Below are 14,409 nucleotides of genomic sequence, written 5' to 3'. Positions count from 1 at the left end.
GCTGCTCTTTTGCTTTATGAGAGAACACCCATGACCGCCGCCAAAAACCGCATTCTAGAGCTGCGCGCTGAACTCGATCAGCACAACTACCGTTATCACGTCCTCGACGAACCGAGCATTCCGGACGCCGAGTACGACCGGTTGTTTCATGAGCTCAAGGCGCTGGAAGCGGCCAACCCTGACCTGATCACCAGCGATTCGCCCACCCAGCGCGTCGGCAGCGTGGCGCTCACCGCATTCACGCAGGTACGTCACGAAGTGCCGATGCTCAGCCTCGGCAACGCGTTTGAAGAAACCGATATGCGCGAGTTCGACCGTCGGGTGACCGAGGGTCTGGACTTGCCTGCCGGTGATCTGCTCGGCGGCGGCTCGGTGGTGGAATACAGCTGCGAGCCGAAGCTCGATGGCCTGGCGGTCAGCCTGCTGTATCAAAATGGCGTACTGGTGCGCGGCGCCACGCGCGGTGACGGCACCACCGGCGAAGACATCAGCGTCAACGTGCGCACGGTGCGCAATATTCCACTGAAGCTGCACGGCGAAGGCTGGCCGGCGACCCTGGAAGTACGCGGTGAAGTGTTCATGTCCAAGGCTGGTTTCGAGCGTCTTAACGCCTCGCAACTGGAAGTCGGCGGCAAGACCTTCGCCAACCCGCGTAACGCGGCGGCCGGCAGTCTGCGTCAGCTCGACTCAAAGATCACCGCCAACCGTCCGCTGGAATTCTGCTGCTATGGCATCGGTCAGGTCTCTCACGATATTTCCGACACGCACATCGGCAACCTCAAACAGTTGCAGAAGTGGGGCATGCCGATCAGTCATGAACTGAAGCTGGCCAAGGGCATTGGCGAGTGCCTGGATTACTACCGCGACATCGGCGCACGGCGTAACGCGCTGACCTACGAAATCGACGGTGTGGTGTTCAAGGTCAACAGCATTGCCGATCAGCGTGAACTGGGCTTTCGCGCGCGCGAACCACGTTGGGCGATCGCGCATAAATTCCCGGCAATGGAAGAACTCACTGAGTTGCTCGACGTGGAATTCCAGGTGGGCCGCACCGGTGCCGTCACCCCGGTCGCACGTTTGAAACCAGTCAAGGTTGCGGGCGTCACCGTGGCCAATGCGACGCTGCACAACATGGATGAAGTCGCACGACTGGGTCTGATGATCGGTGACACCGTGATCATCCGCCGCGCCGGCGACGTGATTCCGCAAGTGGTGCAAGTGGTCACCGAACGCCGTCCGGAAAATGCGCGGCCGGTAGCGATCCCGGAAAACTGCCCGGTCTGTGGTTCGCACGTCGAGCGCACGCAGCTGATCAAACGCAGCAAAGGCAAGGAAACCGTCAGTGAGGGCGCGGTGTATCGCTGCGTCGGGCGGCTGGCCTGTGGCGCGCAACTGAAGCAGGCAATCATCCATTTCGTCTCGCGTCGCGCGATGGACATCGAAGGCCTGGGCGACAAGAGCGTCGAGCAATTGGTCGACGAAGGTCTGGTCAGTTCGCCGGCCGATCTGTACGCACTGAAGTTCGACGAGATCGTCGATCTGGAAGGCTTCGCCGAGGTCTCCAGCAACAAATTGCTCACAGCCATTGCCCACAGCAAGCAGCCGGGGCTGGCGCGCTTCATCTACGCGCTGGGCATTCCCGATGTCGGCGAAGAGACCGCCAAGGTGCTCGCGCGCTCGCTCGGTTCGCTGGAGCGTGTGCAGCAAGCCTTGCCGCAAGTGTTGACCTACCTGCCGGATGTGGGTCTGGAAGTGGCACACGAGATTCACAGCTTCTTTGAGGACGCGCATAACCAGCAGGTGATCAGCGAATTGCTGGGCCATGGTTTGCAGATTCAGGATCAGGGCGAGTTGGGCGCCGAGTTCGCCGCCAGCACCACGCTCGGTGGCTTTCTCGACAAGCTGCACATCCCCTCGGTCGGCCCGGGCGGGGCGCAAAAACTGGCGGACAAGTTCGGTTCGCTGGAAGCGGTGATGAACGCCGACTGGCTGGACATGCGCCAGGCGTTGCCGGAAAAGCAGGCGAATTCGGTTCGCGAGTTTTTTGCCGTGCCGCAGCATCGTCAGCTTGCCCTGGACGCCGAGAAACAGCTGCGTGATTTCGGCATGCATTGGGAGAGCGAGAAGAAAGTTGTCGAAGGCTTGCCGCTGTCCGGCGAGACCTGGGTGCTGACCGGCAAGGTCGAGTTGATGAGTCGCGATGTCGCTAAAGATCACCTCGAAAGCCTGGGCGCGAAAGTGGCTGGCTCCGTGTCGGCGAAAACCCATTGCGTGGTTGCGGGGCCGGGTGCCGGTTCGAAACTGACCAAGGCCAATGAGCTGGGCGTGAAGGTGATGGATGAAGAGGCGTTTATCGCCTTCCTCAAAACCCATGGCTTGAACGTTCAAGATTAAAACATCGCAGCCTGCGGGGTCAGTGTTTCGCCACGTCTATGTGACCGTACACTGATCCCCTGTAGGAGCTGCAGCAGGCTGCGATCTTTTGATGTTCCCCAATTGAAGCGCGGAACGATGTTGTCATGGCAATGATCTAGTCTTGGCAAGCCCCAGGGAGAGATCGCCATGTACCGCTTTTTCGAGCAGCTCAGTTCTCGCATCGTCGCGCCGTTCATGGCCGAGTCTTCACGCAACAGCAAAGTCTGGCCGTGCCGCTGCGGTCAGTCGCTGTTCTTTCGCAACAGCCAGTGTCTGGCCTGCAACGCCTTGCTCGGTTATCAACCCGAAGAAAGTCGCCTCACCTCGCTGCAGCCGGGCCCGAACGAGGGCACCTGGACGCTCGATGTCGATCCCGGGGCCGGCCTGTTCCGTCGCTGCGCCAATCTCGACACGCCCGCCGCGTGCAACTGGTTGCTGGCCGCCAACGATCACGACACCCTGTGCGTTGCCTGCAACCTCAATCGCACCATCCCCGACCTGTCCGTCCCGGAAAACCCCGAGCGCTGGCGCAAGGTTGAAATCGCCAAACGTCGCTTGGTCGCGCAACTGATCACCCTCGGCCTGCAGGTCATCCCGAAAACCGTGGATGAAGACGCCGGGCTGGCCTTCGACTTCATCGGCGTCGACCTCGAAGGCAACGCGCCCATGACCGGTCATGCCAACGGCCTGATCACCCTCGACATCAAAGAAGCCGACGACGCCCACCGCGAGCAGGTGAGGGCGCAGATGCACGAGCCGTATCGCACGCTGCTCGGGCATTTTCGTCATGAGGTCGGACACTATTACTGGGACAGGTTGATCGCCAACGGCCCGTGGCTCGACTCTTTTCGCAACCTGTTCGGCGACGAGCGCGCCAGCTACGCCGAGGCGCTCGACCGCCACTATCAACAGGGCGCGCCGCTGGACTGGCCGCAACACTACGTCAGCGCCTACGCGACCATGCACCCATGGGAAGACTGGGCGGAAACCTGGGCGCATTACCTGCACATGATGGACGCAGTCGATACCGCGCTGGGTTTCGGCATGAGCGCGCGTGAGATGGACTTCGACTATCAGCCTTTTCCGACCAGTACGTTGTACGACCCGGAACACCCGGGTGGGGAGGCGTTCCTGGCATTCGTCAACGCGTGGATCGAGCTGGCAGGCATGCTCAATGAACTGTCACGCAGCATGGGTCAGCCGGATTTCTATCCGTTCGTGCTGCCGGCGCCGGCGATTGCCAAGCTGCATTTCATTCATCTGGTCATCCAGCAGGCGGGCGGCAGGGCGGACGAGGTGCTGGCCCTGTAGAAGCTGCCGCAGGCGGCGGCCATTTCGGGCATAACGCATGTCCTTGAACCTGCTCATATTTTTTATCTGCAACCAACGGTTGTAACTTCGTCTCAGATAGGTACAATGGCGCGGCTCGCCGATAGGCAAGCGTCGTTATGGTGACCCCATCGGTCCCCCCGCAACGATTACCCGTGAACCTGGTCAGAGCCGGAAGGCAGCAGCCACAGCGGGAACATTGTGTGCCGGGGTGTGGCTGGTGGGGTTACCACCTTAACGAACAATCGAACGCTTCAACCGAACTGCATGGGTTTCGCCCACTGCGGTTTTTTTGTGTCTGGGATTTATCAAATCAGCACTAATTTCAATGTTGACGATGACCCTGTGGGAGCCGGCTTGCCAGCGATAGCGGTGGTCCAGATTCATCTATTTGACTGATATTCCGCCATCGCTGGCAAGCCAGCTCCCACAGGGTTAGTGGGTGTTTTCGGGTTTGCCGGTATACAACCGGATAATCTCATCAATCTCCCCCGACATTTTCATCCGCAGCAGCGTGCGCAATATCCTCTGCGCTGGCACGTTCGGATCATTCCTCACATAGCAGCCGACATGCTGCTCCTGTAGCACCGCCACGCCGTGCAGTTGCTGTTCGAAGGGCAGACGCTGGTTGAACCAGTCCAGTGTCCACTGGTTGCTCACGGCGTAGCGATAACGCCCGGCCAGCAGTTTTTCCAGCACCTGTTCCTGATTGCGCGCATCTTCGCGTTGCAGTTGATCGGCATCGAACAGCGGTTGCAGGGTTGGGTAGGTGTAACCGAGTACGGTGCCTATCGATTGGCGGGGCAGGTCAGCCGGGTCGAGTGTGTTCGGCAAACCCTGGCGGCTGATCAGCAAATCTCGCTGAAACAGCAGCGGCAGGCTCCAGATGTAATCGCCGGACTGATTCGGCTGCCACGACTGTGCGGCGTAGCAACGCACATCAATCTCGCCGTGTTCCATCGAGCTCTGCACCCGCGTGCGCGGCAGGACGACAAACTGCGCTGGCACGCCGACTTGGGTGGCCAGGCTGAGCATGATGTCGTACAGGATGCCCTGAGTCGGGTGGCCGCGTTCCAGTTGTACAATGGGCATCGCCCAGCTGTCGGGCACGACGAAACGCAGCGGTGTTTCCGCTGCCGTGACGCTCAGGCTCACCCCTAGCATTGCCCCCATGGCCCAACGCATAAACGCTCCGGTAATTCCGATCCCGAGCCTATGAAAGCCTCTGCTCATGCAGCTTAGCCATATTAGAGAAGGACACCGGATGCAATTTTGCCCTTGCTCCGCTAGCATTAGCCGCTTCAGCTTCCTTCGTTGCGACGGTTTTCGATGAGTTATCAGGTTCTTGCACGTAAATGGCGTCCGCGCTCGTTCCGCGAAATGGTCGGCCAGACCCATGTGCTCAAGGCTCTGATCAATGCCTTGGACAGCCAGCGGCTGCACCACGCGTACCTGTTCACCGGTACGCGCGGGGTGGGTAAAACCACGATTGCGCGGATCATTGCCAAATGCCTGAACTGTGAGACAGGTATCACTTCCAGCCCGTGTGGCGAATGTTCGGTGTGCCGCGAAATCGATGAAGGCCGTTTTGTCGACCTGATCGAGATCGACGCCGCCAGCCGCACCAAGGTCGAAGACACCCGCGAGCTGCTCGATAACGTGCAGTACGCGCCGAGCCGTGGGCGCTTCAAGGTCTACCTGATCGACGAAGTGCACATGCTCTCCAGCCATTCCTTCAATGCGCTGCTCAAAACCCTCGAAGAACCGCCGCCGTACGTCAAGTTCATCCTGGCGACCACCGACCCGCAGAAACTTCCGGCAACGATTCTTTCGCGCTGCCTGCAGTTCTCGCTGAAGAACATGACGCCTGAGCGCGTGGTCGAGCATTTGACCCACGTGCTCAGCGCCGAAAACGTGCCGTTCGAAGACGACGCACTGTGGTTGCTGGGTCGTGCCGCTGACGGCTCGATGCGTGATGCCATGAGCCTGACCGACCAGGCCATCGCCTTCGGCGAAGGTAAGGTCATGGCCACCGACGTGCGGGCGATGCTCGGCACGCTGGATCACGGCCAGGTCTACGATGTGCTGCACTCGTTGATCAAAGGCGATGCCAAGGCGTTGCTCGAAGCCGTCCGTCACCTGGCCGAGCAGGGCCCGGACTGGAACGGCGTGCTTTCGGAAATTCTCAATGTGTTGCACCGCGTAGCCATCGCTCAGGCGTTGCCGGACGGTGTCGACAACGGCCATGGCGACCGTGATCGGGTGTTGGCATTGGCACAGGCCTTGCCGGCCGAAGACGTGCAGTTCTATTACCAGATGGGCCTGATCGGGCGCCGCGATTTACCGCTGGCCCCCGACCCGCGTGGCGGCTTCGAAATGGTCTTGCTGCGAATGTTGGCCTTCAGGCCCGCGGACACGGTGGACGCGCCGAGACAACCGCTAAAGCCAGTGGGGATCAGCCAGGCCACAGTTGATTCCGCAAACTCCGTGGCTGCCGCGCCCAAGCCTGACGTTGCGCCGGTGGTCGCTGCGGCTGTTACGCCAACGCCAGTGGCTGCACCTGCACCTGCGCCAGTCTCCGCCCCGGCTCCCGAGCCTGTGGTTGCAGCTGAGCCAGAACCAGAGCCCGAGCCGGTCGCCGTCGAAGCCGTCGTCGACCTGCCCTGGGACGATCCGGTAGAACCTGAACCCGAGTCGGTGCAGCAACCTGCCGTCGAGCCCATGCTGGAAACCGCCGCCGAGCAGCCTGACCTGCCGCCGATGCCGCTACCGACCCCGGACAGCGTCGTTCCGGATGCGCCAGAGTGGGCCGCGGCGCCGATCCCTGAGCCGAGTGTTGCCGAAGTCGATGCCGCCACACCGGGCATGGACGCGGACGATGAGCCGCCGCTGGATGAGGATTACATCGAGCCGGACATGGATTCGGCCTACAGTTACCTCGACGAACTGGCCAGCGAACACGCCGCAGAGCCGGCCCCGGAACCCGAGCCTGAGCCCGCCGCGATGCCGGCCACAGGTTTGGCGTTGCAGTGGCTGGAGTTGTTCCCTAAATTGCCGATCTCGGGCATGACTGGCAGCATCGCCGCCAACTGCACATTGATCGCGGTCGATGGCGACCATTGGTTGCTGCACCTGGACCCGGCGCACAGCGCCTTGTTCAACGCCACTCAACAGCGTCGTCTCAACGATGCGTTGAACCAGTACCATGGCCGCACGCTGGGCCTGACCATCGAACTGATCAAGCCTGAGCAGGAAACCCCGGCACAGGCTGCTTCGCGTCGGCGCGTCAACCGCCAGCGCGAAGCTGAAGAGTCGATCCACGGTGATCCGTTCATCCAGCAGATGGTTCAGCAGTTCGGCGCGGTCGTGCGAAGCGATACTATTGAACCTGTCGACGCTCTGGTCACTCAGGGCTAATAACTGAAGGCGTTTGGTGTTAATCGCCGGGCGCTGTTTTTGATCCAAGTACTTTTGAGGTGATTCCCATGATGAAAGGTGGCATGGCCGGCCTGATGAAGCAGGCGCAGCAGATGCAGGAAAAAATGGCCAAGATGCAGGAAGAACTGGCCAACGCCGAAGTCACCGGTAAGGCCGGTGGCGATATGGTCACCGTGGTGATGACCGGTCGTCATGACGTGAAAAGCGTCAGCATCGACCCAAGTCTGGTTGAAGGCCTGAGCGAAGACGACAAGGAAATGCTCGAGGCCGTTGTTGCCGCCGCCGTCAACGACGCCGTGCGCAAGATCGAAGCCAACAGCCAGGAAAAAATGGGCGGCATGACTGCCGGCATGAACCTGCCAGCGGGTATGAAACTGCCATTCTGATTCGCCATCCGGCGGCAGATGAGCTACACAAAATGCCAGGCATTGCGCCTGGCATTTTTGTTTCTGACCGATGAGATGCGTGTTGACGGTGAGGGCGCCTTCGCGCGCAAGCTTGCTCCCTCATTTGAAATGCATTTCCCTGTGGGAGCGAGCTTGCTCGCGAAGAAGTCACCTCGGTCTGATTGAAACAACATCGAACCCGTCACGACCACAATGGTCTGCTCCCTATACCCCAGAATTCATCATTCACAGGAGACGCTGACATGTCCGACCCTCTGACCCTCAACCAGCGCTTTGTGCTGGCCTCGCGCCCGGTTGGCGCGCCGACCCCCGAGAACTTTCGCCTGGAGCGCGAAGCCCTGCCGGATCTCGAAGACGGCCAGGTGCTGCTGAAGACCCTGTACCTGTCGCTCGATCCCTACATGCGCGGGCGCATGAGTGACGCACCGTCCTACGCCGCCCCGGTACAAATCGGCGAGGTTATGACCGGTGGGGCTGTCAGCCGAGTCGAGCGTTCGCGTCATCCGAAATTCCATGAAGGTGATTTGGTCGTCGGTGCCACCGGGTGGCAAAGCCACAGCATCAGCGACGGGCGCGACATCATGCCGATCCCTTCCGGTCTGCCGAGCCCGTCGATGGCCCTTGGGGTGCTGGGCATGCCCGGTATGACCGCGTACATGGGCCTGATGGACATCGGGCAGCCGAAAGAAGGCGAAACTCTGGTGGTGGCTGCCGCATCCGGCGCTGTCGGCTCGGTGGTCGGCCAAGTGGCGAAGATCAAGGGCCTGCGCACGGTCGGCGTGGCCGGTGGCGCCGAGAAGTGCAGGTACGTGGTCGAGGAATTGGGTTTCGACGCTTGTATCGATCACAAGGCTGCGGATTTCGCCGAGCAACTGGCCAAGGCCTGTCCAGATGGCATCGATATCTATTACGAAAACGTGGGCGGGCATGTCTTTGACGCCGTTGTCCCGCTGCTCAATCCCAAGGCGCGTATTCCGCTGTGCGGCCTGATTGCCGGGTACAACGCCCACGAAGCACCACAAGGCCCGGATCGCTTGCCGATGCTGCAACGCACGTTGCTGACCAAGCGTGTGCGTATTCAAGGCTTCATCGTGTTCGACGACTACGGTGATCGTCAGCCGGAGTTCATCAGCCACATGGTGCCGTGGGTGCGCGACGGCAAGGTCAAATTCCGTGAAGACGTGGTGGAAGGCCTGGAGCAGGCGCCCGAGGCGTTTATCGGTCTGCTGGAAGGACGCAACTTCGGCAAACTGGTTGTGCGGGTTGCCCAGGACTGAGTATTTGACGCTGGCCAGAGGCGCGGGTATAAACCGCGTCTCGTTGTTTTGTCGGACTTTTTACCCATGAGCTTCAGCCCTTTGATTCGCCAACTGATCGACTCCCTGCGAATTCTGCCGGGTGTGGGTCAGAAAACTGCCCAGCGCATGGCGCTGCAGTTGCTCGAACGTGACCGCAGCGGCGGTACGCGCCTGGCCCAGGCGCTGAGCCAGGCCATGGAAGGGGTGGGGCATTGCCGCCAGTGCCGGACGTTGACCGAAGACGATCTGTGCCCACAGTGCGCCGATACCCGCCGCGACGACACGTTGCTGTGCGTGGTGGAAGGACCGATGGATGTTTACGCGGTCGAGCAAACCGGATTCCGTGGGCGTTACTTCGTGCTCAAGGGGCATTTGTCGCCGCTGGACGGCCTCGGGCCTGAGGCCATCGGCATTCCGCAATTGATCGCGCGGATTGAAGAAGCGGGTACGTTTACCGAAGTCATCCTGGCCACCAACCCGACGGTGGAGGGCGAGGCGACGGCGCATTACATCGCTCAGTTGCTCAACAACAAAGGCCTGATCGCTTCGCGGATTGCCCACGGGGTACCGCTGGGTGGCGAGCTGGAACTGGTGGACGGCGGGACGCTGGCGCATTCGTTTGCCGGGCGTAAACCGATCGCGCTCTAAATCCTCATTGCCTGTTGTGGCCCCATCGCTGGCAAGCCAGCTCCCAGAGTGATTTCGGTCGCTCACAAATATTGTGTACACCAAAGAAACCTGTGGGAGCTGGCTTGCCAACGATGCAGGCGCCTCGGTCTATCAGGTTCACACAATATTGTTGAAAACCAAGCAAGCGCTCGGTTAACGTCGGCGAACTCTTCGATGGAGCTCGCCCATGCCTGCCTTTCAGGAATACTTCGACCCCAGCCACCAAATGGTCCGCGACAGCGTCAGACGTTTCGTCGAGCGCGAGGTCCTGCCGGATATTGATGCGTGGGAAGAAGCCGAAAGCTTCCCCCGTGAGCTGTACCTGAAAGCGGGTGCCGCCGGCATCCTCGGCATTGGCTATCCCGAAGCACTGGGCGGCAGCCATGAAGGCGATCTGTTCGCTAAGGTGGCCGCCAGTGAAGAGCTGATGCGCTGCGGCTCTGGTGGCTTGGTAGCCGGGCTCGGCTCGCTGGATATCGGCTTGCCGCCCATCGTCAAATGGGCGCGACCTGAAGTGCGCGATCGCGTTGTGCCGCAAGTGCTCAGCGGCCACAAGATCAACGCGCTGGCCGTCACCGAGCCCGGCGGCGGTTCCGATGTCGCCAACCTGCAAACCCGGGCCGTGCGCGACGGCGACTTCTACCGCGTCAGCGGCAGCAAGACCTTTATCACCAGCGGCGTTCGCGCCGACTTCTACACTGTCGCGGTGCGTACTGGCGCGCCGGGTTTTGGCGGCATCAGTCTGCTGCTGATCGAGAAGGGCACGCCGGGTTTCACCGTTGGCCGGCAGTTGAAGAAAATGGGCTGGTGGGCATCGGACACGGCTGAATTGTTCTTCGACGATTGCCGGGTGCCTGTAGGAAACCTGATCGGCGCTGAGAACATGGGCTTCGCCTGCATCATGGGCAACTTCCAGAGCGAACGGCTGGCGTTGGCACTGATGGCCAACATGACCGCGCAGCTTGCGCTTGAGGAGAGCCTGAAGTGGGCACGCGAGCGTGAAGCGTTTGGCAAGCCGATCGGCAAGTTTCAAGTGATCAAGCATCGCCTCGCCGAAATGGCCACGGCGCTGGAGGTGTCGCGTGAGTTCACTTACCGGCAAGCGGCGAAAATGGCAGCGGGGCACAGTGTGATCAAGGAGATTTCCATGGCCAAGAATTTTGCTACGGACACCTCGGACCGCATCACCACGGAGGCAGTGCAGATACTCGGTGGCTTGGGTTACATGCGTGAAAGTCTGGTGGAGCGGCTGTATCGGGATAACCGCATCTTGTCGATCGGCGGCGGGACGCGGGAGGTGATGAACGAGATCATCGCCAAGCAAATGGGGCTTTGAATCCTGGGTGAGGCTGCTGGCCTCATCGCTGGCAAGCCAGCTCCCACAGGTTTTTGGGGCATACACAATATTTGTGAACGACCGAAATCCCTGTGGGAGCTGGCTTGCCCGCGATAGCTTCAGTACAGGCGCCGCTTACTTATCGGTCAAGGCAAACTGCGTCAGGCAGAACGTCGGAATCCCCATATCCTGTAGACGCTGCGAACCATTCAGCTCCGGCAAATCAATAATTGCCGCCGCCTCATGTACCCGTGCGCCCATGCGCCGAATCAGGTTGGCCGCCGCAATCAGCGTGCCGCCGGTGGCGATCAAATCATCAAACATCACCACCGAGTCGCCTTCGCACAGGCTGTCGGCGTGCACTTCCAGGAAGGCTTCGCCGTACTCGGTCGCGTAACCCTCAGCCAATACGTCGGCCGGCAGTTTGCCCTGCTTGCGGAACAGCACCAGCGGCTTGTTCAACTGATAGGCCAATACCGACCCGATCAGAAAGCCGCGAGCATCCATCGCGCCGATGTGCGTGAAGTCGGCTTCGACGTAGCGGTGAGCGAAGCTGTCCATCACCAGGCGCAGGGCCGTTGGCGACTGGAACAGCGGGGTGATGTCGCGAAAGATCACGCCCGGTTTCGGGAAGTCGATCACGGGGCGGATCAGGGATTTGATGTCGAAGGAGTCGAAGACCATCGTCGAGGTGTCCTGGCAGGGCTGCAAACGGCGCAGTATACCCGCGGCTGAATCGATTCGCTCGGCCGCGGGTCGAGATCAGCCTTCCAGCGAACCGCCAGCCAGGGCGCAGAGCTGGATCGGATCGAGAATGTGGATCTCTTTGCCTTCGGCAGCGATCAGTTGGTTTTGCTGGAAACGGGTGAATACGCGGGACACGGTTTCCACCGCCAGGCCCAGGTAGTTGCCGATTTCATTGCGCGACATGCTCAGGCGGAACTGATTGGCCGAGAACCCGCGAGCGCGGAAGCGTGCCGACAGGTTGACCAGGAAGGTCGCGATACGCTCGTCGGCGGTTTTCTTCGACAGCAGCAGCATCATTTGCTGGTCGTCGCGGATCTCGCGGCTCATCACGCGCATCAACTGCCGGCGCAGCTGCGGCAGTTGCAGGGCCAGTTCGTCGAGGCGCTCGAAAGGGATTTCGCACACCGAAGTGGTTTCCAGTGCTTGAGCGGAGACCGGGTGTTTCTCGGTGTCCATGCCGGACAGGCCGACCAGTTCGCTCGGCAGGTGGAAGCCGGTGAGTTGTTCTTCGCCGGAATCGCTCAGGCTGAAGGTTTTCAGGGCGCCGGAGCGTACTGCATAAACGGAATCAAACGTGTCGCCCTGGCGGAACAGGAACTCACCCTTTTTCAACGGGCGGCCGCGTTTCACGATTTCGTCCAGCGCATCCATGTCTTCCAGATTCAAAGAAAGTGGCAGGCAGAGAGGTGCCAGGCTGCAATCCTTGCAATGGGCCTGGTTGTGAGCGCGCAGTTTGACTGGCTCGGACATTTCTTCAATCCTTGTGGGAAAACACACATAAGCCGTAAGGGTAACTCACGGGAGGACATTCAGGCCAGTCAATGGCGAGTTTGTCCCGCGGGTGTAAAGCCGCAGGGCCATTGGCCGATAAACTGTTATCAGAGCTTTGGAAGGAACCGATTCAATGGCTGCCATTGGTACACTGGGCCCCGCTAGCAGCGGTGTTGAGGCAATGTCGGACACGTTTAAAAATGTCGACGACAAAGACCACGACGCCGAATCGACTACACAGGCAACCCCGACCTTGGTCGAAGGCGTCAAAGTGTCGCTGTCCGGTGCTTCAATCGAAAGATCGGCCGGTTCCGGTGGCGATAATCGCGACATCGAAGAGAGCGGCTTGCCCGAGAACATCCAGCAACTGCTGAAGATGATCCGTAAATTGCAAAAACAGATCGCCGAGAAAAAGGCACTCATCGAAAAGATCATGGCCGACAAGCGCCTTTCCAACGAAGAAAAGATCATCAAGGTTGCCGCTCTGCGCGGCGCAATTGCCGCGTTGAACACTGGTCTCATTACCGCCAATCTGGCTTTGTCCAAAGTGGTGGGGCAGTCGGGTCTGACCTCTGATCAGAACATGAAAGTGGGTTCGCTGTTGATGAAAAACTAGATGACCCGCGAGAAGCGCTGGCGATTCTGCTGTTCAAGGTAAGCGTCGAAGACCATGCACACCGAGCGCACCAGCAGTCGTCCGGCCGGCAATACTTCGATTCGCTCGCGATCAAGGGTAATCAAGCCATCCTTGGCCATCTCTTGCAGTTGAGGCCACAGAGCGCCGAAGTAACCTTGAAAATCGATGTTGAACTGTTGCTCGATCTCGGCGAAGTCCAGGCTGAAATTGCAGATCAATTGTTGAATCACTTCCCGCCGCAGCCGGTCGTCGGCGTTACACACCAAGCCACGGCTGGTCGCCAGTTGCGCTGAGGCGAGGGTGTTCTGGTATTCGTTGAGGTCGCTGCTGTTCTGGCAGTAAAGGTCGCCAATCTGGCTGATCGCCGACACACCCAGCCCCACCAGATCGCAATGACCGTGGGTGGTGTAGCCCTGGAAGTTGCGCTGCAAGGTTTGTTCTTCCTGGGCGATCGCCAGTTCGTCGTCGGGCAGGGCGAAGTGGTCCATGCCGATGTAGCGGTAGCCGGCGGCGGTCAGTTGTTCGATGGTGCGCTGGAGCATTTCCAGTTTTTGCGCAGGGCTCGGCAGTTCATGACCGTTGATCCGCCGCTGTGGCATGAAGCGTTCCGGCAAGTGCGCGTAGTTAAACACCGAGAGCCGATCCGGCTGCAGGCTGATGACTTCTTCCACCGTGCGGGCGAAGTTCTCCGGGGTCTGTTTGGGCAGGCCGTAAATCAGATCGATGTTGATCGAGCGAAATTGCAGCGTGCGCGCGGCGTCGATCACCGCGCGGGTTTCTTCCAGGCTTTGCAGGCGATTGACCGCGCGCTGCACTGCCGGGTCAAGGTCTTGCAGACCAATGCTGACGCGGTTGAAGCCCAGTTCGCGGAGCAGGCCCATGGTCGACCAGTCGGCTTCACGCGGGTCGATTTCGATGCCGTAATCGCCGGAGTCATCGTCCAGAAGATTGAAGTGCTTGCGCAGATGCGCCATCAATTGGCGCAGTTCGTCGTGGCTGAGAAAGGTCGGCGTACCGCCGCCGAAGTGCAGTTGCTCGACCTTTTGCGCCGGGTCCAGGTGGCAGGCAATCAGCTGGATTTCCTGCTCGAGCCGTTGCAGATACGGCAGGGCGCGGCCGCGATCCTTGGTGATGACCTTGTTGCAGGCGCAGTAGTAGCAAATGTTCGCGCAGAACGGCACATGAACGTACAACGATAGCGGGCGCTGGGCTTTACGGCTGTCGCGCAGGGCATGGAACAGATCGAACGTGCCGACCTGACTGTTGAATTGCACGGCCGTCGGATATGAGGTGTAACGCGGCCCCGCCAAATCGTAGCGGCGGATCAAATCGGTGTCCCAACGAATGGCGTCGAGCATGCGG

The 14,409-nt window shown here is 60.2% G+C and carries 12 protein-coding genes and 1 other RNA gene; 9 read left to right on the top strand and 4 right to left on the bottom strand.

Annotation, left to right across the window (positions count from 1 at the left end; translation table 11 throughout):
• Nucleotides 1-30: 30 nt before the first annotated feature.
• The 3 genes from ligA (at nt 31) to ffs (ending at nt 3,970) form a co-directional block, all read left to right on the top strand.
• Nucleotides 31-2,394 carry an NAD-dependent DNA ligase LigA gene (ligA, locus tag AB4P91_RS23610; protein ID WP_395603829.1) on the top strand — a complete coding sequence of 788 codons (2,364 nt, stop codon included), beginning with the start codon at nt 31-33 and terminating at the stop codon, nt 2,392-2,394.
• A gap of 168 nt (nt 2,395-2,562) precedes the next feature.
• Nucleotides 2,563-3,726: a putative zinc-binding metallopeptidase gene (locus AB4P91_RS23605; protein ID WP_150596836.1), complete on the top strand. Its 1,164-nt coding sequence runs from the start codon at nt 2,563-2,565 to the stop codon at nt 3,724-3,726.
• Nucleotides 3,727-3,873: 147 nt separating this feature from the next.
• Nucleotides 3,874-3,970: signal recognition particle sRNA small type (gene ffs / locus AB4P91_RS23600), an RNA gene on the top strand.
• Between the two features lie 209 nt (nt 3,971-4,179).
• On the opposite strand, the gene AB4P91_RS23595 is transcribed toward ffs, so the two are convergent.
• A complete protein-coding gene (locus AB4P91_RS23595; protein ID WP_395603828.1) occupies nt 4,180-4,929 on the bottom strand; it encodes a substrate-binding periplasmic protein in 750 nt (249 codons plus the stop codon).
• Nucleotides 4,930-5,073: 144 nt separating this feature from the next.
• On the opposite strand from AB4P91_RS23595, the gene dnaX reads away from it, so the two are divergent.
• The 5 genes from dnaX to AB4P91_RS23570 all read left to right on the top strand — a co-directional run bounded on the left by dnaX (nt 5,074) and on the right by AB4P91_RS23570 (nt 10,892).
• The gene (gene dnaX, locus AB4P91_RS23590) at nt 5,074-7,161 is read left to right on the top strand and encodes a DNA polymerase III subunit gamma/tau (protein ID WP_395603827.1); all 2,088 of its coding nucleotides are present in this window, start codon (nt 5,074-5,076) and stop codon (nt 7,159-7,161) included.
• Between the two features lie 68 nt (nt 7,162-7,229).
• Nucleotides 7,230-7,568 carry a YbaB/EbfC family nucleoid-associated protein gene (locus AB4P91_RS23585; RefSeq protein ID WP_042558527.1) on the top strand — a complete coding sequence of 113 codons (339 nt, stop codon included), beginning with the start codon at nt 7,230-7,232 and terminating at the stop codon, nt 7,566-7,568.
• 263 nt (nt 7,569-7,831) lie between these two features.
• Nucleotides 7,832-8,866, top strand: coding sequence for an NADP-dependent oxidoreductase (locus AB4P91_RS23580; RefSeq protein WP_150594620.1), 1,035 nt, complete (start codon nt 7,832-7,834; stop codon nt 8,864-8,866).
• Between the two features lie 66 nt (nt 8,867-8,932).
• On the top strand, nt 8,933-9,535 hold the full coding sequence (gene recR / locus AB4P91_RS23575; RefSeq protein ID WP_150594621.1) for a recombination mediator RecR: 603 nt from the start codon (nt 8,933-8,935) through the stop codon (nt 9,533-9,535).
• Between the two features lie 208 nt (nt 9,536-9,743).
• Nucleotides 9,744-10,892 (top strand): acyl-CoA dehydrogenase family protein, encoded by a 1,149-nt coding sequence (locus AB4P91_RS23570; protein WP_395603826.1) that lies wholly within the window; start codon nt 9,744-9,746, stop codon nt 10,890-10,892.
• Nucleotides 10,893-11,027: 135 nt separating this feature from the next.
• Here the strand turns inward: AB4P91_RS23570 and AB4P91_RS23565 are convergent, their stop codons facing one another.
• Together AB4P91_RS23565 and fnr are read right to left on the bottom strand one after the other, a co-directional pair.
• A complete protein-coding gene (locus AB4P91_RS23565; protein WP_028621413.1) occupies nt 11,028-11,576 on the bottom strand; it encodes an adenine phosphoribosyltransferase in 549 nt (182 codons plus the stop codon).
• Nucleotides 11,577-11,654: 78 nt separating this feature from the next.
• Entirely contained in the window at nt 11,655-12,389 is a 735-nt protein-coding gene (gene fnr, locus AB4P91_RS23560) for a fumarate/nitrate reduction transcriptional regulator Fnr (protein ID WP_042558531.1), read from the bottom strand.
• A gap of 154 nt (nt 12,390-12,543) precedes the next feature.
• Between fnr and AB4P91_RS23555 the strand changes: the two genes are divergently transcribed.
• A complete protein-coding gene (locus tag AB4P91_RS23555; protein WP_395605000.1) occupies nt 12,544-13,026 on the top strand; it encodes a hypothetical protein in 483 nt (160 codons plus the stop codon).
• Here the strand turns inward: AB4P91_RS23555 and hemN are convergent.
• Nucleotides 13,023-14,405, bottom strand: a complete 1,383-nt coding sequence (hemN, locus tag AB4P91_RS23550; RefSeq protein WP_150596843.1) for an oxygen-independent coproporphyrinogen III oxidase — start codon at nt 14,403-14,405, stop codon at nt 13,023-13,025. The two genes, AB4P91_RS23555 and hemN, sit on opposite strands and share 4 nt — an antisense overlap.
• Nucleotides 14,406-14,409: the final 4 nt, after the last annotated feature.

Origin of the sequence: Pseudomonas sp. B21128, from assembly GCF_044218865.1 — a bacterium.
GTDB lineage: Bacteria > Pseudomonadota > Gammaproteobacteria > Pseudomonadales > Pseudomonadaceae > Aquipseudomonas > Aquipseudomonas iridis.
This window is presented reverse-complemented; position numbering and strand designations above follow the sequence as displayed.

Coding starts and splice junctions, on each gene's coding strand:
- ligA (WP_395603829.1), top strand. CDS start 31: ATGACCGCCGCCAAAAACCGCATTCTAGAGCTGCGCGCTGAACTCGAT.
- AB4P91_RS23605 (WP_150596836.1), top strand. CDS start 2,563: ATGTACCGCTTTTTCGAGCAGCTCAGTTCTCGCATCGTCGCGCCGTTC.
- AB4P91_RS23595 (WP_395603828.1), bottom strand. CDS start 4,929: ATGCGTTGGGCCATGGGGGCAATGCTAGGGGTGAGCCTGAGCGTCACG.
- dnaX (WP_395603827.1), top strand. CDS start 5,074: ATGAGTTATCAGGTTCTTGCACGTAAATGGCGTCCGCGCTCGTTCCGC.
- AB4P91_RS23585 (WP_042558527.1), top strand. CDS start 7,230: ATGATGAAAGGTGGCATGGCCGGCCTGATGAAGCAGGCGCAGCAGATG.
- AB4P91_RS23580 (WP_150594620.1), top strand. CDS start 7,832: ATGTCCGACCCTCTGACCCTCAACCAGCGCTTTGTGCTGGCCTCGCGC.
- recR (WP_150594621.1), top strand. CDS start 8,933: ATGAGCTTCAGCCCTTTGATTCGCCAACTGATCGACTCCCTGCGAATT.
- AB4P91_RS23570 (WP_395603826.1), top strand. CDS start 9,744: ATGCCTGCCTTTCAGGAATACTTCGACCCCAGCCACCAAATGGTCCGC.
- AB4P91_RS23565 (WP_028621413.1), bottom strand. CDS start 11,576: ATGGTCTTCGACTCCTTCGACATCAAATCCCTGATCCGCCCCGTGATC.
- fnr (WP_042558531.1), bottom strand. CDS start 12,389: ATGTCCGAGCCAGTCAAACTGCGCGCTCACAACCAGGCCCATTGCAAG.
- AB4P91_RS23555 (WP_395605000.1), top strand. CDS start 12,544: ATGGCTGCCATTGGTACACTGGGCCCCGCTAGCAGCGGTGTTGAGGCA.
- hemN (WP_150596843.1), bottom strand. CDS start 14,405: ATGCTCGACGCCATTCGTTGGGACACCGATTTGATCCGCCGCTACGAT.